The organism is Ruminococcus sp. 1001136sp1 (assembly GCF_039841815.1).
GTDB lineage: Bacteria > Bacillota > Clostridia > Lachnospirales > Lachnospiraceae > Blautia_A > Blautia_A faecis.
Window position 1 is genome coordinate 180,893 of sequence record NZ_JBDPGY010000005.1, and the last position, 22,570, is coordinate 203,462.

Below are 22,570 nucleotides of genomic sequence, written 5' to 3' on the forward strand. Positions count from 1 at the left end.
CGCTGTTTTTCACAAAATTATTGAGGCCAAAAAGTTTTCATGATATCATTATTGGTAGAAAATAGTGATACTGTGGAAGCTTTTTTATATAGGGAGTGTGTGAGTGATGGGAATATTAGTGAATCCAGATAATTTGGCTTTTCAGGTAGCATTGAATTCCGAGATATATGTTGATAAAAGCGGACTTATTAAGTATACGAATAAAGTTTTGAATACATTGCAGGCCTATATTTGCAATAGCCGTCCGAGAAGGTTTGGAAAATCTATTACAGCGAATATGCTTACAGCTTATTACAGCAGAGGCTGTAATTCAGAAGAAATGTTCGCTGGATTGGAAATTGGTAAAAGTGCAGATTTTAAGAAGCACTTGAACCAATATGATGTAATACATCTTGATATCCAATGGTGTATAGAGCCAGCTGGTGGACCTGAAAGGGTGGTTTCTTATATTTCGGAAAAGACGATTGCGGAGCTTGCGGAATACTATCCAGGTGTATTGAAAGAGAAGACGGAATCTTTGCCAGAAGTGTTGTCTCGTATTAACGGTGCAACTGGAAAAAAATTTATTGTCATCATTGATGAATGGGATGTCCTTATTCGTGACAAGGACGTTAATAAAAGGGTACAGGAAGAGTATATTAATTTTCTCAGGACAATGTTCAAAGGAACAGAACCAACAAAATATATTCAACTTGCATATCTTACTGGCATTCTTCCAATTAAAAAGGAAAAAACTCAGTCGGCATTAAATAATTTTGATGAGTTTACAATGCTGAGCGCAAGTAATCTGGCTCCGTATATTGGTTTTACAGAAGCTGAAGTGAAAAAGCTGTCAGAAAAATATCAGCAGGACTTTGCTGAAGTGAAGCGATGGTACGATGGCTATCTTCTGAAGGATTACCAGGTTTATAATCCCAGAGCAGTTGTCAGCGTAATGCTAAGGGGGGAATACAGGAGTTACTGGTCGGAAACAGCATCCTATGATGTGATTGTGCCGTTGATTAACATGAACTATGATGGGCTGAAAACAGCTGTTATTGAGATGCTTTCCGGAGCCGAAGTCAAGGTGAATGTGGCAGCTTTTCAAAATGATACGGAAGATATTAAAAGTAAAGATGATGTATTGACTTATATGATCCATTTAGGATACCTTGGTTATAATGAGAACAGGAAGACTGCTTTTGTACCAAATGAGGAGATACGGCAGGAGCTGACGACGGCTGTTGAGAGTAAAAAGTGGAATGAAATGCTGATATTGCAGCTGAATTCGGAAAATCTGCTGGATGCTACATTGGATATGGATGGTGAGGCGGTTGCAGAAGAGATTGAAAAAATCCATAACGAGCATGTGTCAGTAATTCAGTATAATAATGAGAATTCCTTGAGCAGTGTGCTTACAATTGCCTACTTAAGCGCAATGCAATACTATTTTAAGCCAATCCGTGAATTTCCTACAGGACGAGGATTTGCTGACTTTGTATTTATCCCAAAGCCAGAGTACAAAAATGATTATCCGGCATTGCTGGTGGAATTGAAGTGGAACCAGAATGCGCAGACTGCATTAACACAAATTAAGACAAAAAAGTATCCTTCTTCGATCCTGAATTACACAGGCGATATTCTTCTTGTTGGAATCAATTATGATAAAAAAAGTAAGGAACACCAGTGCTTGATTGAGAAGTACGAAAAAGATTGATTTTGCCAGAACAGTGCCGAATGAAAATAACTTAAAAGGGCAGGTGTGGATGTTCTCCACAACCTGCCCTTTCGTGAGGGGAATGTATCAGAAACCTGTAAGTCGGAATACCATTAATTCGCTTGCAGAGTCGTCGTCACGGTCCTGTGTCATAAGAACCATCACAGAACCATCCTCTGCAACTTTCATATCTTCAATCCAGGGGTATCTGGTTCCAAACATATCGTAGCAGTCTACTTCGGCGAGGAGAGTTCCGTCCTTTGACCAGAAGTAGAATTCTCGCATATTTCCATCTGCTGCAATATAGCCATTCGCTGTCTCAGCTATTCCCGTGAGACTTCCGAAATAAGCAGGATCCTCGTGCTGGTCACCGCCAAGAAGCAGCTGCTGGTTGCCATCCAGATCATAAACTGCTATTTTCGATGGGGGGTCATCTCCTGCAAGACGTCCGTATACCATAATATGATCATTGCTGATCTCAACCAGGCTGACAAATTTAAAAATACCGGTTCGTGCCTCGTCATCATTCATGGAGGTTAAGATCCAGGGCTCTGTAAGCACGCTGCCGTCCTGGAAGGTTACTTTTTCCGTATCATAGCCAAGGTAGCTGGTAATGCCCCAGGCACCGGATGGGTGTACAGACAGGTAACCGCTTGTGCCGGTCTCCAATATGGTCTGCCCGTCTTTCATAACGATTCCTTTTCCACCGTTATGGGAAATATAAAGTTTTCCGTCCGTGTCTGTAAAAAGATCCATTCCCTGCTCGTCCATTGTATCAGAAGAAAGAAGATTCAGGGTGCTTCCAGTATATTCGTAAGTTTCCAGAGTATTATTCAGCTGATGATACATCCGGTCTCCAGATATTGCAAACTGGTGACGCATGATTTCAAATCCGTTCTGGGAAACACTAAATGGAATATACTCCGGAGTGACGGTATAATCTCCAACAGCTATACTCTGCGGAGCCGGTGTGAATGGAGTTCCATCCCATGGGTAAGGTGCTTCTACATTGCCGGTGTCCTCTAATTTCAGTTCCAGATTGTTAAAAACGTTTCTGACAGAATCATTTTCTTCTCCGGAAATGATAACTTTGTAGGTCACACCGGATGGCTCGTGACGATAAATGTAGTAAATTCTGTCAAAATTGTCTGTGGTTCGTATATAATCCACATCACCAATGGTTGTTTTTTCAATAGTGCCGTCTGCATAGTCATGAAGATCGATATCGGAGGTCTGAAGATATTTGCGGAAAGAGTAGCTTGATTCTTCATTTGCTTTAATGGTGAAATCATTTTGTGAGTTGTCCTTGTCAGCACCTTCGAATACGCTGACGGAGCAGGTGTATTCATAATCGCTGATATCATTCGGATCATAGCTCCAGTCATCTGGAAGGTTAAGCTTGAACAGGGTTACGTCAATGGTGTTGTCACTTTCTCCGTGAACGGTGAGAGCGCTACCGGCAGTCAGAAGCACAAGTCCGGTCACAAGAGGTAGTATTTTCCATATTTTTTTTCTCATATTCAGCACCTCTTTTCTATGTGGAATGTTTTGTATTTTTATTTTCCCAGATTTTGGAGACTTTGTCACTGACACAAATGACAGGTAATCCGTAAGGAAAGCGTTATTGCTGGAAAAAATGCGGATATCCGGAAGCGGCAAATGGGAATAAAAGTAATTTGTCTTGCATAGGCTATTGAAAAAAGGATATTTGGAATGATATCAATTGGCCTGTGTATGATCGTAAAAAATGAGGAGGCGGTACTTCGCAGAATCCTCACGCCGATGAGCAAGCTTGTGGACAAAATCTATATTTGCGATACCGGATCGGTGGATAAAACGAAGGAGATTGCCAGGGAGTTTACCGATGAGGTTTATGATTTTTTGTGGAAAGATGATTTCTCAGCTGCCCACAATTTTATTATGGAAAAAGCAGATACAGATTATTGGATGTGGCTGGATGCAGATGATATCATTACGCCGGAAAATCAGGAGAAGCTGCTCAGGCTGAAAGAGAGCATGGATTCAGACACGGATGTGGTTATGATGGATTATGCAGTGGGATTTGATGAATGGGAGCATGTCACGTTTTCTTATTATAGAGAGCGTATTATGAAGACTTCCCGGAATTTCAGATGGCAGGGGCGCGTCCACGAATCGGTTGTTCCGGCGGGGAATATTTTATATTCGGATGTGGTGATTGAGCATCGGAAAATAAAGGCTGGAGAGTCTTTTCGCAATCTGCATATATATGAGCAGATGATTGATTCCGGTGAAAAAATGGAACCGAGACATTTCTTTTATTATGGGCGGGAGCTTTTTTATCATAAGCAATATGAGTATGCAATTTTAATTTTAAAAAAATTTCTGGAAGAACCAGATGGCTGGATAGAGGATAAACTGAACAGCTGTCTGGTTCTTTCCTGCTGTTATCAGGCAATGGGAGAGAATGCAGCTGCTTTTGATATACTTTTTTACAGCTTTACGATGGATGTTCCGAGAGCGGAGATCTGTTGTGAGATAGGAAGATTGTTTATGGAAAAAAGGGAGTATGTGACGGCAGCATATTGGTATCAGCAGGCTCTTCTTGCGCCACGGAAAAAGAAAAACGGCGGTTTTTATATTGCAGACAGTCATGATTTTATACCTGCGATACAGATGTGTGTATGTCTGGATAAAGTGGGAAGGCACAGGGAGGCGTTTGAATTTCATAAAAAGGCAAGAGTATTGAAGCCTCTGCATCAGGCAGTTATTGGAAATGAGAAGTATTTCAGGGATGTTTGGGGTATGGAGTGAGAGGGAAAATTCACCTGTATTGTTAGTATTTCATATATTGATAGTGAATATCTAAGCTGTTATGGGAGAATGTGTATGTTTTTTGATCGTCATAATCAGAAAAATTCTTCTGAAAAGGAAGCTTCTGGTGATATCACCTGTACATCCTGTTTTGGAAACAATAATCGCTGCGGCTGCGATTGCAGTTGTTCGGGACAGGGAGCCACAGGGCCTCGTGGTGCAACCGGTCCTATGGGACCTATTGGTCCAAGAGGGTGTCCCGGTGTGACTGGTCCTATGGGACCAAGAGGATGCCAGGGAGCAGTAGGCCCTGCAGGTCCTATGGGCCCGCAGGGAGAGCCTGGTATGCCAGGCGTTATGGGGCCTGCCGGAGAAGCCGGCCCAGCCGGAGCGACAGGCTCAACCGGCCCAACCGGCCCCGCCGGAGCGACAGGCCCAACCGGTCCAGCCGGAGCAAACGGCCCAACCGGTCCAGCCGGAGCAACAGGCCCCGCCGGTCCCGCTGGAGAAGCAGGTCCAACCGGTCCAGCCGGAGCAACAGGCCCAACCGGTCCAGCCGGAGCGACAGGCCCAACCGGCCCCGCCGGAGCGACAGGCCCAACCGGTCCTGTCGGAGCAGACGGCCCGATTGGTCCAACCGGCCCAGCGCCAACTCCGGCAGCGGCAGTGGCAGATGCTACTGGTACAGAGGATGCTGTGACACAGCTAAATACACTTCTGGCAAATCTTCGCGCTGTCGGAATTCTGCAATCATAGTTTGGAGACGAGGCAAGACGTATTTTGAAAGTTTTGTTTTGTTGCATATGTAACTGAGAGAAAGGGCTGGAAATGGAGTGATCCGTTTTTAGCTCTTTTCTTGGTTCGTTTTGTAGTGCAAGTTCTAGGAAAAATAAGAATATGAAAATAAAATTGAAAAGGATTATGAAAAATATATACCTTTTAAATTTTATTCTGTAAATTAGAAAAATTCAGGGATAAATTCATATGAAGATAGACTGACAATAATTGCTTGGTAAAAAACAAATAAATATCTGTATATATTGCAAAAATTAGCCTAATATTATATAATGAATAAAAATAATCAGGAATATATTTGATAGGGAGAGACAATATGGCGAAAAAAGTTACACTGGATGATATTGCTGCGGCAACAAATTTATCGAAATTTTCAGTTTCAAGAGCAATTGCTGGAAAAAGTGGGATTAGTGAGGAAACCAGAAAAGTGGTATTGGAAGCATGTGAAAGGCTGGGCTATGTAAAGAAAGGAAGTCCCTCTGGAAATGAAAAGAAATATGTTCTTTTGGTAATTCCAAAGATTGATGCCAAGGATACTACATTTTGGATGAAAGTAATTTTAGGCGTGGAAAGTGACTTGACATTGCGAGGATATTCATTACATTTGAAGGTGACAGATCAATCGGAAAATGGCGTAGCAGAAAGAGAACTGGATGGGGCTGCTGGAGTTATTTTTGCAGGACATAAGAGTTTGGAATATATTGATATGCTTCAGAAGTATAATCGCCCCAATCTGGTGCTGACATATCCTCCATATAATTTATTCCCATACGATACAATGTATTTTGCAGATCGTGAGGGAGCATATGCCTTATGTGAACGAATGCTTAAAATGGGGCATAAGAGAATTGCATACTTAGGAAGTGCTGAAAGACCTTCAACTAAGAAAAGATTTGCTGGTGTCAAGGAGGCTATTAGTGAATATGGTGTGGAATTGATTAAAGTTTGGGATCAGAGTGATTCAATAGAATCTGAACAAGTGTATGAGGATCTAAAGCGGATGAAAGAAGAAGGTAGTTTACCTACTTTGATCATGTGTAGTTCAGATGCAAAGGCACAGTCTCTGATTTTTACCTTAAACCGTTTGGGACTGGAGGTCCCTAAAGACATTTCAGTAACTGGATATAATAGTGATCTTGATGAGACAGAAACGATTCCTCTTACCAGTATAGGTTTTAGCAAAAGAGAATATGGAAGACTTGCAGTACATTATCTAATGGAAAAAATGGAAAATCCATGGATTCCGGTTAGAAGAATTTCTATAATCCCACAGTTTAGTCAAGGTGAAACAGCAAGAAAAATTTAAAAAGTTCAATGATTCAGTTACCCTGTGGTTTTTACCACAGGGATTTTTAAAAACAAAACATAACAAATAACATAATTATAAATAAAATTAGGCTAATAAAAAGTTGACAATAAAATAAAATTATGCTAATATGAAAATAGAAAAAGGAATGCTATAAAAAATGAAAGGAGCTAAAATGGACAAGCCATTATTGAAAGTATGTGGACTTAAGAAAAGTTTTGGTGGTGTTGAGGTTCTTCATTCTATCGATTTTATAGCCGAAGCAGGTAAAGTAACAGCCTTGGTTGGAGAAAATGGCGCAGGAAAATCGACTTTTATGAAGATACTTATGGGAGAATATGACTCTGATGCTGGTACTATAGAACTGAATGGGAAAGAAGTTCATTTTACAGATTCCCATCAGGCACTTTCAAATGGAATATCAATGATTTTTCAGGAAATGTCGCCTTTTCCGAATCTTACAGTTGCTGAAAATATGTATATAGGTAGAGAACCACATAAATTACACTTTCTGAAAAAAAAAGAGCTTCGAGAAAAAGCAAAAGCACAGTTAAAAAAACTAAATATTTCACTGAATATAGATACTCCTGTAAAAAATTTGACCGTATCTGAAATGCAACTTTTGGAGATTGCAAAGGCTGTGTCATATCAATCACAGATTGTAATCATGGATGAACCGACATCAGCACTGACAGATTCTGAGGTAAGAATTCTGTTTGATATGATTGCAAAATTAAAGAAACAGGGGGTTGCAATTATATATATCAGTCATAAACTGGATGAATTGTTTGAAATTGCTGATGTGATTAGTGTTTTAAGAGATGGTCAGATGATTAGTACGCATCCAATAGAGTTAGTTGATCGGGATGTCATGATAAGTGAGATGGTAGGAAGAAAGATTGATAATATTTATCCTACTGTAGAAAAGAAAATTGGAGAGCCTGTGTTGGAAGTGAGAAATTTAAAACGTCAAGGTATTTTTCATAATATAAGTTTTCATTTGAAAAAGGGCGAAATACTTGGAATTGCAGGAATGGTTGGTGCTGGTAGAACAGAAGTTGTTACTTCAATTTTTGGAATTGATAAATACCAATCAGGAGAAATATTTTTGAATGGTAAAAAGGTTGATATTTATAGTCCTAAATCTGCGATTCAAAACCATATCGCTTTAGTACCAGAGGACAGAGCCAGATGTGGTTTGAATCTGGGTGCAACCATTCGGTCAAATATGTGTACTACTATATTGAATAAGACATCAAAGTTTCATGGAGCATTATCGGATTCTAAAGCAGAATATAATTATACTAGGTTGATGATGGATAAAATGCATATTAAAGCGACTGGATCAGAACAGGAAGCAGGCTCATTATCAGGAGGAAATCAACAGAAAATTGTAGTGGGAAAATGGTTATTGACTGAGCCGGAGATTGTTTTTCTTGATGAACCTACAAGAGGAATTGATGTGGGTGCAAAATACGAAATTTACCAGCTTATTCAGAAACTGGCTAAAGAGGGAAAAGCAATCATAATGATATCCTCAGAAATGCCGGAATTGCTTGGAATCTGTGACAGGGTCTTAGTAATGAGAAACGGAGAGATTGCAGGCGAAATGGATGTTGCAGAAGCTACGCAAGAGAAAATTATGTCTGTAATTGTGGGTGAACAATAAAAGATAATGAGGTAAATAAAAGTGGATGATAAGAATGTAAAAAAATTAAAAATTCCGGGTTTTGTTTCAAAATTAGGTATTGTGTTTGTTTTGATCGCATTGGTTATTTTATGGTCGTGTTTGTCCAGTGCTTTTTTTACAGTTAATAATATGCTGCTTATTGTGAAACAGGTAAGTATGTATAGTATTTTATGTGTTGGTATGACATTTGTTTTAATAACAGGTGGAATTGATTTGTCTGTCGGATCTATAGTTGCACTTGCAGCTGTTTTTGCTGCTCATTACTGCTCTGGTGATTATTTGGAAACACCCCTTATTGTTCCAATTGCTATTGCAGTTTTTATTGGATTGGGATGTGGGTTGATAAACGGTATATGCATTGCTTATGGAAATATTCCACCATTTATTATGACAATGTGTATGATGTTGGCAGCCAGAGGGGCAGCATATGTGTATACAAATGCAAAAGCAATTTTCAATTTAAATCCTGATTTTGTAAATATTTCAAATGGATTTCTTGGAAGGACATATACAGAAGAGAAGTTAATTGAAAATTATGGAATTCCATATATGGTATTTTATTTTGCAACAGCTGTATTGATTGGTATTGTTATATTGCATTTTACTACATATGGAAGACGTATTTATGCCATTGGTGGTAATAAAGTTGCAGCTAGATATTCTGGAATTAATACTAAGCTGGTTGAGTGTTCTGTTTATGTTCTTAGCGGATTATGTTCTGGAATTTGCGGGTTTCTGATGGCATCTCGTATTTCATCTGGTAATGCAAACTCAGCGGACGGTTATGAAATGACTGTAATTTCAGCAGCCGTGATTGGAGGCGTTTCTTTATCAGGTGGGGTCGGTTCTATGTATGGTGCCATGATCGGCGTATTAATTGTTGGTGTAATTCGAAATGGTATGGATATTCTTGGAATAAATACATATTTTCAGCAAATATTACAGGCTGTAATAATTTTGGTAGCTGTATATATTGATGGAAAAGTAAATCGAAAAAATAAATAAAATATCATAAAGGAGGAAGTGTAACATGAAAAAAACTTTATCAAGAGGTCTTGCAGGGGCATTATGTGTGGGTTTAATGATTGGAAGCTGTGTTTCAGTAGGTGCAGAAGGGGAAACAGCAGATAATCTTGGCAAAATTTTATTTTTACAGACTCACAACAATAATTCTTTTATGTCCTATATGGGAGAGGTTTTTGTGAAACTTGCTGAGGAAAAAGGGTTTGAAGTAGATCATTTAACAGCCGATTCGGATGAGGGGAAGCAGCTTTCTCAGATTGAACAGGGGATTTCAAGTGGCGAATATGTTGGAATTATCTGTGATTGCACAGGCGAAGGCGTAACTCAGGGATTTAAAGAGGCAAAAGAGGCTGGATTATATGTAATGACATTGCATGAGGGGGTAGAGGACAATACATATGTAGACTGTATTGTTGCATGTAGCCTTGCTGAGACTGGATACGAAGCTATCTCACTGGAAGTAGAAGAATTAGGTGACGATTTTAATCTTGCAATTGTTAATGGTTCTGAAGGTCATGGTGCGACTGTTGCAATCAGAAAGGGATATGACAAAGCACTTGAAGAATATCCAGATATAAATGTTGTTTTTGACGGAGCTGGAAACTGGAATGCGGAAGATGCTATGGCACTTACTGAAACCTGGTTTTCATCAGGAGAAAAAATCGATGGAATCGTTTGCATGAATGATGGTATGGCAACTGGTGTGCGTCAGGTAATGCGAGATAATGGAGTTTTAGGAACAATACCGATTTATTCAAACGATTGTGAGGAGAACACTTTGCAGGCTATTGAAGCTGGTGAGCAGAGTGGTTCCTTTGACATGAATGCTGAAGCACAGTGTACTGCAGCTTTGGATGCAATGGCAAATCTTATTGCAGGAGAAAAGATAGAGGAAAAAGAAATTTATGTAGATCCTCTCTTGGTTACGAAAGATAATTTGGAAGAGTACAGAGCAAGTCATAGTGACAACTATTAATTACCCATATAAAAATAGGAGCTGCAATGGAACCTGAGAAAAAAACGATTTTGATGCTGGGAACTTTTGACTCAAAGGGAAATGAATTTCAATATTTATATGAAGAATTGCTTCGTAGAGGTGTGGCTGTAATGACTATGGATGTAGGTGTGTTCAAACCACAGGGACATTTTCATGTAGATATTACCTCAGAAGAAGTTGCCGAGAGCGGTGGGAGGCTGTTGAAAGACATAAGAGCGCGCGGTGATCGAGGCGAGGCTATGAAGTACATGAGCCTGGGAGCCAGAAGTATTGCCATGAGTTTGCAGAAAAAAGGAATAATCCAAGGTATAATCAGCATGGGCGGTGGAGGAGGAACTTCGGTGGCAGCTACGGCGATGCAGGGATTGCCATTGGGATTTCCAAAAGTATGTATCAGTACATTAGCGTCTGGAAATACACAGGAGTATGTGGGTACAAAAGATATAGTTCTTTTTCCATCTATTGTTGATATATGCGGAATCAATCGTTTCTCGAGAATGATTATGTCAAGAGCTGCCGGAGCTGTTTGTGGAATGGTAGAACTAGATCCAATAATAAGTCAGAATGATAAACCAGTAATTGCAATTTCTATGTTTGGAAATTCTACTCCGTGTGTAGAAAAATGTTCAAAAATTCTAAATGAAAAGGGTTTTGCCACGGTGATTTTTCATGCTACAGGATCTGGTGGAAAAGCAATGGAAGATTTTATTGTTGAGGGAAATTGCATAGCGTGCCTGGATATTACAACCACAGAGTGGGCTGATGAAATTTGTGGAGGAATCTTATCAGCTGGCAGCACAAGACTAGATGGACCAGGAAAAGCTCATATTCCCCATTTGATTGTTCCCGGTTGTCTTGATATGGTCAATTTTGGAACGATGGATACAGTTCCGGAAAAGTATGTAATAGCAGAACGAAAATTTTATAATTGGAATCCAATGGTAACTTTAATGAGAACCAATGAAAAAGAAAATGAGATATTAGGGAAAATATTAGCGGAAAAGGCAAACGAATCTTTATCTCCTGTTGCGTTTTTGTTTCCATTAGAGGGGATTTCAATTCTTGATGGCGTGAACCAACCATTTTGTGATTGGAAAACAGATAAAATTTTATTTGAGTCAATCAGGAAAAATGTAAAAGAAGGTATTCCAATTAAAAGTGTAGAAGCAAATCTTAATGATGATTTGTTCGCAGAAGCAGCAGTTGAAAATTTGTTGGAACTAATGAATAAATGATAAGAGGAGAAAAAAATGGCAATTAAGCGAGAAGAAATTATTAGAAGACTTCGTAAAAATATTAGTGAGGGAAAACCTATTATTGGTACAGGTGCTGGAACTGGAATCAGTGCAAAATTTGAAGAGGCAGGAGGAACCGATTTAATTATTGTCTATAATTCTGGACGATACAGAATGGCAGGAAGAGGTTCAAGTGCAGGTCTTTTAGCTTATGGTGATGCAAATCAGATTGTAATGGATATGGCTGGGGAAATTCTTCCGGTAGTAAAGGATACCCCTGTTTTAGCAGGTGTTAATGGTACAGATCCGTTTAAGGATATGCATTATTTCTTAAAAAACGTAAAAGAAATTGGATACTCAGGAGTACAAAATTTTCCTACAGTAGGTTTGTTTGAAGGAAGAATGCGCCATACTTTTGAAGAAACTGGTATGAGTTATAATCTAGAAGTTGAAATGGTTCATATTGCACATGAAATGGATTTATTTGCTTCTCCTTATGCTTTTAATCCGGAAGAGGCTGTAAAAATGACAAAAGCAGGTGCTGATGTTATTGTAGCTCATTGTGGTTGCACTATAGGTGGATCTATAGGTGCAGAAACGATTATGGAATTGGATGCAGCAGTTAAAGTTGTACAGGACATTCATGATGCTGCTACGGCTGAACGTAGTGACGTGATTGTATTGTGTCATGGTGGTCCGATTTCAAGTCCTGAAGATGCGCAGTATATTCTTTCACATACGAAAGGAGTACATGGTTTTTATGGTGCTTCAAGTGCTGAGAGAATGCCGGTTGAAGTTGCTATTACTGAACATATCCGCAAATTTAAGAGCATAACATTTTAAGAAAAATGAAAATTACGATCGCTATTGATTCATTTAAAGGAAGTCTTTCATCGGTAGAGGCAGGATGTGCAGTTCGTGATGGGATACTTAGCTGCTATGCTGATGCAGAAATTCATATTAGTCCATTAGCAGATGGAGGAGAGGGATTTACGAAAGCTTTGATCTATGGAGTAGGGGGAAAGCTCCATAGTGTAGAAGTTACAGGTCCTTTAGGAAAAAAGGTTAACGCTGAGTTTGGAATTTTAAATGATGGAGTAACGGCAGTAATAGAAATTGCTGAGGCAGCTGGAATTACACTAATTCCAAAAGAAAAGCTAAATCCCTTAATAACAACTACATATGGCGTAGGTGAAATAATAAAAGTAGCATTAAAAAAAGGTTGTCGAAAATTCTGGATAGGAGTTGGCGGAAGCGCAACAAATGATGGTGGACTTGGTATGTTGCAAGCCCTGGGCGCTGAGTGCGTAGCTGAAAATGGACTGCAAGTTGCGTATGGAGCTTATGGATTGAAGCAATTAAAACATATGACAGTGGAAAAATTTATGCCAGAGTTGAAAGAATGTGAATTTAGTATAATCTGTGATGTAGAAAATACATTAACAGGGAAAAATGGTAGCAGTTATGTGTATGCCAGGCAAAAAGGAGCATCAGACGCTGAAATAAGGCAAATGGATGTTTGGATGCAGAATTATGTGGAGATTGCAAAAAAAATAAATCCGTTAGCAGATGAGAATTATCCGGGATGTGGAGCTGCTGGTGGTTTAGGATTTTGTTTCCTTACTTTTTTGAACGCCAAGTTGATGCCTGGGGCTGAGTTTATTCTTAGAAAAACAAGACTTGAGGAGTATATAAAAAATTCTGATTTAGTCATTACCGGAGAGGGCTGTCTGGATGGACAGACCGTTATGGGAAAAGCTCCAATAGGAGTTGCTAGATTTGCAAAAAAATATAAAAAACCGGTTATTGCATTTTCAGGCTGTGTTAAAGATGGAGCTCAGGCATGTAATGAATATGGAATAGATGCATATTTTCCAATTCTTAGAAGCATAGTTTCGTATGAAGAGGCTATGGATAAGCAAAATGCTGCTATCAGTTTGCAAAGGACTTGTGAACAGGTTTTTAGATTAATTAAAATGAAAATTGCGGATTAGTTATATTTTTACAGGGTAGCTGAAGCTTACACGAGCTTGCTACCCTGTTTGGCTTGGTGTTTTGGAAATTCTAATGTCTTTCTCAGGCGATTTTTATTTTTGATGGTTGCCGTTGCCCACAAAATTATTGAGACTCCAAAGCTTTCATGGTATCATTATAAAAACAGGAAATAGTGATACTGTGAATTACCGGGGACAATGGGAGAAATACAGGGCTATGGGAGTGAGCGGTATTTATTCGGATGCATTGTGAAAGCGAATTTGGATTCGATTTTAAGGATGATTTTGAAAAAGAGAAAGGGGCATTCAAACATGAAAAACTATCGTGCAGAATTAACAGGCGTTTTTGGTGATCCAGTGGATGATAATCCTACTGGTGTAGTTGAGGAGGCTGCATTTGCAGCGAAGAATTTGAATTATCGTTATCTGACCATTAAAGTGCTTCCAGAGGATCTTGGAAAGGCAATGGACAGTGTGAAAATCTTTGGCATGAAGGGAATCAATCTTACCATGCCTCACAAGATCAAGGTTCTCCCTTATCTGGATGAACTGAGTCCGGCAGCAGAGATTATCGGAGCAGTGAATACGGTTATCCAGAAAGAGGGAAAACTATTCGGTGAGAATACGGATGGGAAAGGGTTTGTAACCGCGTTGAAGAATTCTGGTGAGACTCTGGATAAGAAAAATGTGACTATTCTTGGCGCTGGCGGAGCAGCCAGGGCGATAGCTGTTGAATGTGCATTAAATGGGGCTGCCCATATCAATATTATCAATCGAAGCATTGAAAAAGGTGAGGAACTGGCATCTCTTATTCAGATGAAAACAAACAGCCGTGCAAAGTATCTTAACTGGAAAAACAATATGGAAATTCCATCTGATACAGATATTTTAATCAATGCCACTTCAATCGGTTTTTCTCCAAATGTGACAGACAAGCCAGACATTGATTATACTGCCATCACACCGGAAATGTGTGTATGCGATGTCATATTTAATCCTGCGGAAACAATTTTCCTAAAGTCCGCAGCAGAAAATGGTGCAAAAACTATCACCGGTCTTGGAATGCTGGTACAGCAGGCCGCACTGAATTTCACCCTCTGGACAGGCGTGGAAGCGCCGGTAGATGTGATGGAGGATGCGCTGAAGAAGGAGTTTGAGTAAGGAAGACAGGCTTTTTCTGAAAAGAAAGTTGTCAGATTGAATCTTTTTAAACAAAAAGGATGTGAGACCTTTGAAAATAAATTATGAAACTGTCCACTTCAATTATGCAGACAGAATAGGCAATCTGACCGCGGAAGCAGTCGGCGTAGTAAAGGGAGAGAAACATTTTCCGGTTTACGGTGGAAATCGGATTTTTAAGCCGTTGAGTAAATCCAAGCCATTTTCTACGCCTCTGTTTGCTTATGCGGAAGTGTTCTGGTCGAATGTGATAAATGAATATTTTGTATCGGCGCCTTTATATCAGCTGGCTTTTTGCCATGGTTATGAAGAAGAGATACAGAAATACTATGATTATGGGACTGTGGTTCCAAGGATTTATAATGAAGATGAGCAGCTTTTGAATCTTCTGGAATTCTTTCGGAAGTATCCGGATGAAAAGGTGGATATAGACCAGTATGAGAATTACTGTATGATGTTTTATGATTATACGGATATTCTGGAGGCTTCCTATTTCCAGGATCATGAAGACATGGCAGAGCAGCTTGCCATGCAGATCCTAGTTTCTGTGCTGAAAGGCGATCAGAATTATCACTATGAGAATATTGCGTTTGTTTGTAATAAAGAAGGAGAAATTCTGAGGCTGGCACCAATGATCGACCATGAATTTTCCACGTACTTTATGTTTCCGGACAATTCTGCGCAGCATAGGTACTGGTACAGTGAGTTGATTCGTTCCATGGAGGGACATGAAGTTCAGGATTATGAATATGACTGTCTGATGAACCCAAAAGAACGGCAGATGATGGAAAAAAGTGCCGTTTGTCTGCATAAGAATCTTGTGTATATAAAAGAGCATTACCCGGAAGTTACCGGGAAGTTTATAGAGAAAATGAATTGCCTGGAGCATGATCTGGAAGAGAATCCATCTCCCTTCTATCTGCAGGAAAATATTGAATATCCGGGAACTGCCAACTCTTATGCCTACATGTCTGGGAAAGCCAGATACAAGGATCATGATGAGGAAAAGGCAAAGCTTCTGGAAGAGAAATATAGTTCCAGGGAAAAGAAAATAGATTTTCATGTATTGAGTGTTCAGATTGTGCAGGAAATCAAAGGAATTATAAGGTTGTTGAAAGTAATGCTGGAGAAAGAAAACGGCAATTGGGATAAAGTAAAGGAACAAAATGATGAGGACAAAGCCGGAGCCGGATTTACAGGTAGAAAAATAAAGGCATATGTCAAGCCGGAACTGACAGATGGGCAGCAGAAAGTTCTTGATGCTCTTAAACAGAACTGTGAGGAAGAGACTCTTTGGTCAGCAATTGCAGCCTTCCAAAACTATCCATTTCGCACAGCCTCTGGTCTCCCATACCAGTACAAGCTGAAAATCGGCAAAGACGGGACCTACAACAAAGAGCTTCTCATCGATCGCCGTGAAAACAGCAAAACCTTGTCCTGGAGCAGCATAAAAATGGCATTCCAAAATTGCCGGCAGATATCCGGCATCGTGAAACGTCCAAAGGCATTAGGGGATATTAGAGGTATTTCTTATATTTATCCATTGTTCTGGAAATTTGGACTGATCGAAGTGCCAGAAGAGACTGAGAAGAAGATGTGTGGGGAATGTGATACCGAAGCGGAGCTATGAATGCATGAAAGAAAGAATGCTGTTTTTCAAGGTAGCGACGGTGTGGAATTTTTTCCGTAAATTCAAAACCTCATGCGGCTTAATGGCAGATTTTGCGGTTAAGCCGTTATCTGGGCACATATACAAAAGAAAAAGCTCTGACAAATGATAATTATCTAACAATCATTTGCCAGAGCTTTTAATTACGTAGCAACAAAATAAAATCTATGCCTGCTTATCTCTGCAGTTTCTTACCCTGCTCAAATTTCGGTTCACAGGTCAGCTCCACGCCCAGTTTACGGAAGGAGAGGACATCCACAGAAGAAAGCATAACAGAAGTATGCGCCTGGCAGCCTTTCAGCTTTGGAAACTGCTCCAGGGCAAGACGTGCTTCTGGATTCGTAGCGGCGCTGATGGAAAGAGCAATCATGGTCTCATCCATATGAAGACGAGGATTCTTACTTCCAAGATAATCTGTCTTCAGCTCCTGAATGGGGTGAATAGCATCCGGGGAGATCACATGCTTCTGGTGATCAATTCCTGCAAGCTCCTTCAACACATTCAGAAGAAGGGCAGAGGATGCACCAAGCAGATCAGAGGTCTTACCTGTGATGATCCTTCCGTCTTCCAGTTCCATGGCAGCAGCCGGGGCACCAGTTTCTTTCTCTCTTTCAAGGGCAGCAGGAACAACCTTGCGGTCCTCCAGTGTGGCATGTGCCTGCTTCAGAAGAAGCTCGATCTTGTAAACTTCCTCCTCTGTGCCGGTACCGGACATAAGTGCATCCATACTCTTGTAATATCTGCGGATAATCTCCTGACGGGAAGCCTCCTGGCAAACCTCATCATCCACAATACAGTTTCCAGCCATATTAACGCCCATATCTGTAGGAGATTTGTAAGGGCACTCGCCCATGATTTTCTCAAACATAGCCTGTACAACAGGGAAAATCTCTACGTCACGGTTATAGTTGACAGTGGTCTGACCATAAGCTTCCAGATGGAATGGATCAATCATGTTGACATCATTCAGATCAGCGGTAGCAGCTTCATAAGCCAGATTTACCGGGTGCTTCAGCGGGATATTCCAGATCGGGAAAGTCTCGAATTTGGCATAGCCTGCGCTGATTCCTCTCTTGTATTCATGATAAAGCTGGGAAAGACAGGTAGCCATTTTTCCGCTTCCAGGTCCTGGTGCCGTGATAACGACCAGTGGGCGGGTGGTTTCAATATAGTCATTCTTGCCGTATCCCTCGTCACTTACGATCAGGGAAGTATTGCTTGGATAACCTGGAATATTATAAAGGACATAAACCTTGATTCCAAGCTTCTCCAGACGCTTCTTGAATGCATCTGCGCTGTCCTGTCCGGAGTAACGTGTGATGCAGACACTTCCTACATAAAGCCCTCTGCTTGTAAACTCGTTCATCAGACGGAGTACGTCCTCATCATATGTGATGCCAAGGTCACCGCGAATCTTATTCTTCTCAATATCAGGCGCACCGATTACGATTACGATCTCTGCCTGGTCGGAAAGCTGCATCAGCATGCGCAGCTTGCTGTCTGGCTCAAATCCTGGAAGAACACGGGAAGCGTGGTAGTCATCAAATAACTTGCCTCCAAATTCCAGATAAAGTTTGTTGTCAAATTTGCTGATTCTCTCACGAATGTGCTCGGACTGCATTTTCAGATATTTGTCATTATCGAACCCAATTTTCTTCATTCTGTCTTTCCTCCCTCTTTCTCTGGGCTGTTCTTTACTATGTTGACAAAACACCTTGCGGAATATTTGCGGCACATAGTAATCTTTTAGTTCCTCATCCATTATGTTGTTTCTTACTGTAAGGTTACAGGTAAAAAGGATACAGCAGATGCGTTCTGCACCTGCCTCAAAAAATATGTTCCTGGATTGTATTAGAAAAATCATTTCTGCAAATTGTACGCACATCCTGCAGAAAGCTTTTTTCAAACACGCTCTAGTATACTACAGTTTGCGCCGTAAAAAAAGTATCTATTTTTTTTCTGATGTGAATTTTTTTGACCTTTTTTTCTCAAAAATTCAGAGGGTTTTCACAATATCCAGGTTGATTTATCTGCGTTTTATCTTTATAATAGAAAAGATAGTAAGGAGGAATGAAATGGATAATAATCTGGATAACAATCAAGGCGGACGCCGCCCTGATAAAGGGGATCCAAGAAGAGATCAGGATCCCAACCGCAATAAGAAAAATCATCAGTCCATTCTGGCTTTTCTGATATGTCTTTTGGTTACTCTGGTGTGTTTCAGCCTGTTTACCAATATGCTGCAGGATAATTCCAGTGAGATTACGTATGATAAGTTTATTGATATGGTGAATAATGATGAAGTGAAATCCGTTACACTTCAGTCTGATAATCTGACCATCGTGCCGAAGAAGCAGGTGAATCCTTATCAGGAGATCAGTTATTACACCAATCTGACAGAAGATGAGACTGCCCTTACCAAACGTCTGGAAGGAACCGGTATTATTTTTAAATCTGAGCCGCCGGATGCTTTCGGAGAATTTATGGCAATGATGCTTAGCGTACTTTTACCGTCTGTGCTTCTGTTTGTGCTTCTTATGTTCTTTATGCGCCGCATGAACAAAGGCGGCGGTGGTATGATGGGCGTTGGGAAAAGCCGCGCCAAGGCGTATGTACAGAAAGAGACCGGAATCACATTTAAGGATGTTGCCGGACAGGATGAGGCCAAGGAATCCTTGCAGGAGGTTGTGGAATTTCTTCACAATCCAGGCAAATACGTGGAAATTGGTGCTAAACTTCCGAAGGGCGCCCTGCTTGTAGGACCTCCGGGTACAGGTAAAACCCTTCTTGCTAAGGCTGTTGCAGGGGAGGCACATGTACCGTTCTTTTCCCTTTCCGGATCAGAATTTGTGGAGATGTTCGTTGGTGTAGGTGCTTCCCGTGTCCGTGATCTTTTTGAGGAAGCCAAGAAGAATGCGCCGTGTATCGTATTTATTGATGAGATTGATGCCATTGGAAAGAGCCGTGATTCTCATTACGGCGGAGGCAATGACGAGCGTGAGCAGACTTTGAACCAGTTGCTTGCTGAGATGGATGGTTTTGATACTTCCAAGGGACTTCTGATCCTGGCAGCTACCAACCGTCCGGAGGTACTGGATCCGGCACTTCTTCGTCCGGGGCGTTTTGACCGCCGTGTTATCGTTGACCGTCCGGACCTGAAAGGACGTATTGATATCCTGAAGGTTCATGCGAAGAATGTAAGGCTTGACGATACCGTTGATTTCGAGGCAATTGCCCTTGCCACATCCGGTGCCGTTGGTTCTGACCTTGCCAATATGGTCAATGAGGCCGCTATCCTGGCTGTTAAGAATGGCCGTCACGCAGTTTCCCAGAAGGATCTTCTGGAGTCTGTTGAGGTGGTTCTTGTTGGAAAAGAGAAGAAAGACCGTATTTTAAGTGCCCAGGAGCGCCGTATCGTATCCTATCATGAGGTAGGACATGCACTGGTAAGTGCCCTTCAGAAGGATTCCGAGCCGGTACAGAAGATCACCATTGTACCTCGTACTATGGGCGCACTTGGTTACGTTATGCAGGTTCCGGAAGAAGAGAAATATCTGAATACCCAGAAAGAACTGGAAGCTATGCTGGTCGGATATCTTGGCGGACGTGCTGCTGAGGAGATCGTTTTTGACAGCGTGACAACTGGTGCTTCCAATGATATTGAGCAGGCCACCAAGGTTGCCCGTGCTATGATCACCCAGTATGGTATGTCCAAGAAGTTTGGTCTGATGGGTCTTGCCACTCAGGAGAATCAGTATCTGAATGGTCGTGCAGTGCTTAATTGCGGTGACAATACAGCTACCGAAGTTGACCATGAGGTTATGGAGTTGCTTCGTGTTTCTTATGAGGAGGCGAAGCGCCTGATCAGCAGCCACAGAAAGGCTTTGGACAAGATCGCTGCTTATCTGATCCGCAAGGAGACCATTACCGGTAAGGAATTTATGATCATTTTCCGCGCAGTGGAGAAGGGACTGGAAGTTTCAGATGTGTTGGATGCAGAAGGGCTGAAGGCACTGGATGAGGCTGTGAAAGCAGAGGATAAGACAGATGAGGTAAATGCAGACACAGAGACAGCGGAATCTGCTATTGCCGTTCCTGCAATTGAACAATACAGATAATATAGGATAAAACATCAGAACCGGGAGACATGTTTTCCCGGTTCTTTTCAACAAAGGAGAGTTTTTATGTTCCTGATTGAAGAAGAATTAAAAAAGCTGCCCGGTAAGCCTGGTGTCTACATTATGCATGGGGAAAAAGATGAGATCATTTATGTGGGAAAGGCGGTCAGTCTGAAGAACCGTGTTCGTCAGTATTTCCAGAGCAGCCGCAATAAAGGCGCAAAGATTGAGCAGATGGTCACTCACATTACCAGATTTGAGTATATTGTCACCGATTCTGAATTGGAGGCGCTGGTACTGGAGTGCAACCTGATCAAGGAGCACCGCCCGAAATATAACACCATGTTGAAGGATGATAAGACATATCCATTCATTAAAGTGACGGTAAACGAGCCCTATCCAAGAGTTCTTTTTTCCCGCACCATGAAAAAGGACAAGGCGAAATATTTCGGACCCTATACCAGCTCCACAGCTGTGAAGGACGTGATCGAGCTGGTCCGCAAGATTTATATGGTACGGTCCTGCAACCGTAATCTGCCCCGTGACTGCGGCAAAGACCGTCCATGTCTGTATTATCATATGAAGCAGTGTACGGCCCCCTGCCAGGGAAATGTAAGTGAGGAAGTGTATAAGCAGAACATTGGACAGGTACTTCATTTTCTCAATGGAAATTTCCAGGAGACCATTGATCAGCTGACTGAAAAAATGATGGCTGCTTCAGAGGATATGCGTTTTGAGGATGCTGCAGGATATCGTGATTTAATCAATAGTATCCGGCGGATCGGAGAACGACAGAAGATTACTACCTATGGGGAAGAGGACAGGGATATTATTGCAGTTGCCATGGATGAAAGTGAAGATCTCCGGGAGCAGGATGCAGTTGTGCAGGTGTTTTTTATGCGTGGCGGCAGGCTGATCGGCAGAGATCACTTTTTTCTCCGTGTGGCAAGAGGCGATACCAAAGCACAGGTTTTGTCAAGCTTTCTGAAGCAGTTTTATGCAGGAACTCCTTTTATTCCGGCGGAAATCATGATGCAGACAGAGATAGAAGATGGGGAAATTATTGAAGACTGGCTGACTGCAAGGCGTAAACAGCGCGTTCACATTCGTGTACCGAAAAAGGGAACAAAGGAGAAGCTGGTGGAGCTTGCCAAGGAAAACGCCTGGATGGTCCTTTCCAAAGACAGAGAACGGATCAAGCGCGAAGAAGGACGTACGATCGGCGCTGTGAAGGAGATTGAGGACTGGCTGGGGCTTAAGGATATTGTGCGTATGGAGGCCTACGATATATCCAATATCAGTGGGTTTGAGTCCGTTGGTTCCATGGTGGTTTACGAAAAGGGCAAGCCGAAGCGCAGCGATTACCGAAAATTCAAGATCAAATGGGTGCAGGGACCTAACGATTACGCCAGCATGGAAGAGGTGCTTACAAGGCGTTTTACCCATGAATCCAAGGGCGAATACGACAGCTTTTCCATTCTTCCGGATCTGATCCTTATGGATGGCGGACGTGGCCAGGTAAACATTGCACGGAAGGTTCTTGGAGAGCTTGGAATTGATATTCCGGTATGTGGTATGGTAAAGGATGACAATCACCGAACCAGAGGGGTGTATTTCAATAATGTTGAAATTCCCATTGATACTTCTGGTGAGGGTTTCCATCTGGTAACCAGGATCCAGGATGAGGCTCACCGTTTTGCCATTGAGTATCACCGCTCCCTTAGAAGCAAAGAACAGGTACATTCCGTTCTGGATGATATTCCGGGAATTGGCGAGACCAGGCGAAAGGCTCTTATGAGAAGATTCCGGTCTGTTGAGAATATCAGGGATGCTTCTGTGGAAGAATTAAGTCAGACAGAGTCTATGAATGTACAGAGCGCGGAGGCTGTCTATCAGTTTTTTCATAGAGCGCCAAATCATACGAATGCATGATTTCTGTGCATCGCGAAGCGTGTTACTGTGAATAGAGCGAACAGTAACAGTTTTAACAAGATTCGACATTGAAGTTACAGAAAAAATTGTGTATAATACAGATAAGTGTGGATTTTTGGCAATGTATATAATTTCTATGTGCA

General features: G+C 41.3%; 16 protein-coding genes. 14 read left to right on the top strand and 2 right to left on the bottom strand.

Annotation, left to right across the window (positions count from 1 at the left end):
- Positions 1-106 precede the first annotated feature (106 nt).
- Positions 107-1,696, top strand: a complete 1,590-nt coding sequence (locus ABHC48_RS06350; protein ID WP_195699007.1) for an AAA family ATPase — start codon at positions 107-109, stop codon at positions 1,694-1,696.
- A gap of 87 nt (positions 1,697-1,783) precedes the next feature.
- On the opposite strand, the gene ABHC48_RS06355 is transcribed toward ABHC48_RS06350, so the two are convergent.
- The gene (locus ABHC48_RS06355; RefSeq protein WP_195699006.1) at positions 1,784-3,214 is read right to left on the bottom strand and encodes a hypothetical protein; all 1,431 of its coding nucleotides are present in this window, start codon (positions 3,212-3,214) and stop codon (positions 1,784-1,786) included.
- A gap of 195 nt (positions 3,215-3,409) precedes the next feature.
- On the opposite strand from ABHC48_RS06355, the gene ABHC48_RS06360 reads away from it, so the two are divergent.
- The 11 genes from ABHC48_RS06360 to ABHC48_RS06410 all read left to right on the top strand — a co-directional run bounded on the left by ABHC48_RS06360 (position 3,410) and on the right by ABHC48_RS06410 (position 16,338).
- A complete protein-coding gene (locus tag ABHC48_RS06360) occupies positions 3,410-4,489 on the top strand; it encodes a glycosyltransferase family 2 protein (RefSeq protein ID WP_195699005.1) in 1,080 nt (359 codons plus the stop codon).
- A 75-nt stretch (positions 4,490-4,564) separates the two neighbouring features.
- Positions 4,565-5,245, top strand: coding sequence for a collagen-like protein (locus tag ABHC48_RS06365; protein ID WP_195699004.1), 681 nt, complete (start codon positions 4,565-4,567; stop codon positions 5,243-5,245).
- A 355-nt stretch (positions 5,246-5,600) separates the two neighbouring features.
- Complete coding sequence (locus ABHC48_RS06370) at positions 5,601-6,590, top strand: LacI family DNA-binding transcriptional regulator (protein ID WP_195699003.1); 990 nt, start codon at positions 5,601-5,603, stop codon at positions 6,588-6,590.
- 175 nt (positions 6,591-6,765) lie between these two features.
- On the top strand, positions 6,766-8,259 hold the full coding sequence (locus tag ABHC48_RS06375; RefSeq protein ID WP_173736090.1) for a sugar ABC transporter ATP-binding protein: 1,494 nt from the start codon (positions 6,766-6,768) through the stop codon (positions 8,257-8,259).
- 21 nt (positions 8,260-8,280) lie between these two features.
- A complete protein-coding gene (locus ABHC48_RS06380) occupies positions 8,281-9,285 on the top strand; it encodes an ABC transporter permease (RefSeq protein WP_195699002.1) in 1,005 nt (334 codons plus the stop codon).
- Positions 9,286-9,310: 25 nt separating this feature from the next.
- The gene (locus tag ABHC48_RS06385) at positions 9,311-10,279 is read left to right on the top strand and encodes a sugar ABC transporter substrate-binding protein (RefSeq protein ID WP_195699001.1); all 969 of its coding nucleotides are present in this window, start codon (positions 9,311-9,313) and stop codon (positions 10,277-10,279) included.
- A 26-nt stretch (positions 10,280-10,305) separates the two neighbouring features.
- Positions 10,306-11,535, top strand: a complete 1,230-nt coding sequence (locus ABHC48_RS06390) for a Tm-1-like ATP-binding domain-containing protein (RefSeq protein ID WP_195699000.1) — start codon at positions 10,306-10,308, stop codon at positions 11,533-11,535.
- 15 nt (positions 11,536-11,550) lie between these two features.
- Positions 11,551-12,378 (top strand): phosphoenolpyruvate hydrolase family protein, encoded by an 828-nt coding sequence (locus ABHC48_RS06395; protein WP_173736080.1) that lies wholly within the window; start codon positions 11,551-11,553, stop codon positions 12,376-12,378.
- Positions 12,379-12,383: 5 nt separating this feature from the next.
- Positions 12,384-13,529, top strand: a complete 1,146-nt coding sequence (locus ABHC48_RS06400) for a glycerate kinase (protein WP_195698999.1) — start codon at positions 12,384-12,386, stop codon at positions 13,527-13,529.
- A gap of 312 nt (positions 13,530-13,841) precedes the next feature.
- Positions 13,842-14,690 carry a shikimate dehydrogenase gene (gene aroE, locus ABHC48_RS06405; protein ID WP_195698998.1) on the top strand — a complete coding sequence of 283 codons (849 nt, stop codon included), beginning with the start codon at positions 13,842-13,844 and terminating at the stop codon, positions 14,688-14,690.
- Between the two features lie 70 nt (positions 14,691-14,760).
- Positions 14,761-16,338: a hypothetical protein gene (locus ABHC48_RS06410; RefSeq protein WP_195698997.1), complete on the top strand. Its 1,578-nt coding sequence runs from the start codon at positions 14,761-14,763 to the stop codon at positions 16,336-16,338.
- Between the two features lie 214 nt (positions 16,339-16,552).
- On the opposite strand, the gene ABHC48_RS06415 is transcribed toward ABHC48_RS06410, so the two are convergent.
- Positions 16,553-18,037 carry a DUF1846 domain-containing protein gene (locus ABHC48_RS06415; RefSeq protein WP_195698996.1) on the bottom strand — a complete coding sequence of 495 codons (1,485 nt, stop codon included), beginning with the start codon at positions 18,035-18,037 and terminating at the stop codon, positions 16,553-16,555.
- Positions 18,038-18,452: 415 nt separating this feature from the next.
- Here ABHC48_RS06415 and ftsH point away from each other — a divergent pair, with 415 nt between their 5' ends.
- Together ftsH and uvrC are read left to right on the top strand one after the other, a co-directional pair.
- Positions 18,453-20,495 (top strand): ATP-dependent zinc metalloprotease FtsH, encoded by a 2,043-nt coding sequence (gene ftsH, locus ABHC48_RS06420; RefSeq protein ID WP_195698995.1) that lies wholly within the window; start codon positions 18,453-18,455, stop codon positions 20,493-20,495.
- Positions 20,496-20,561: 66 nt separating this feature from the next.
- Complete coding sequence (gene uvrC / locus ABHC48_RS06425) at positions 20,562-22,427, top strand: excinuclease ABC subunit UvrC (RefSeq protein WP_195698994.1); 1,866 nt, start codon at positions 20,562-20,564, stop codon at positions 22,425-22,427.
- Positions 22,428-22,570: the final 143 nt, after the last annotated feature.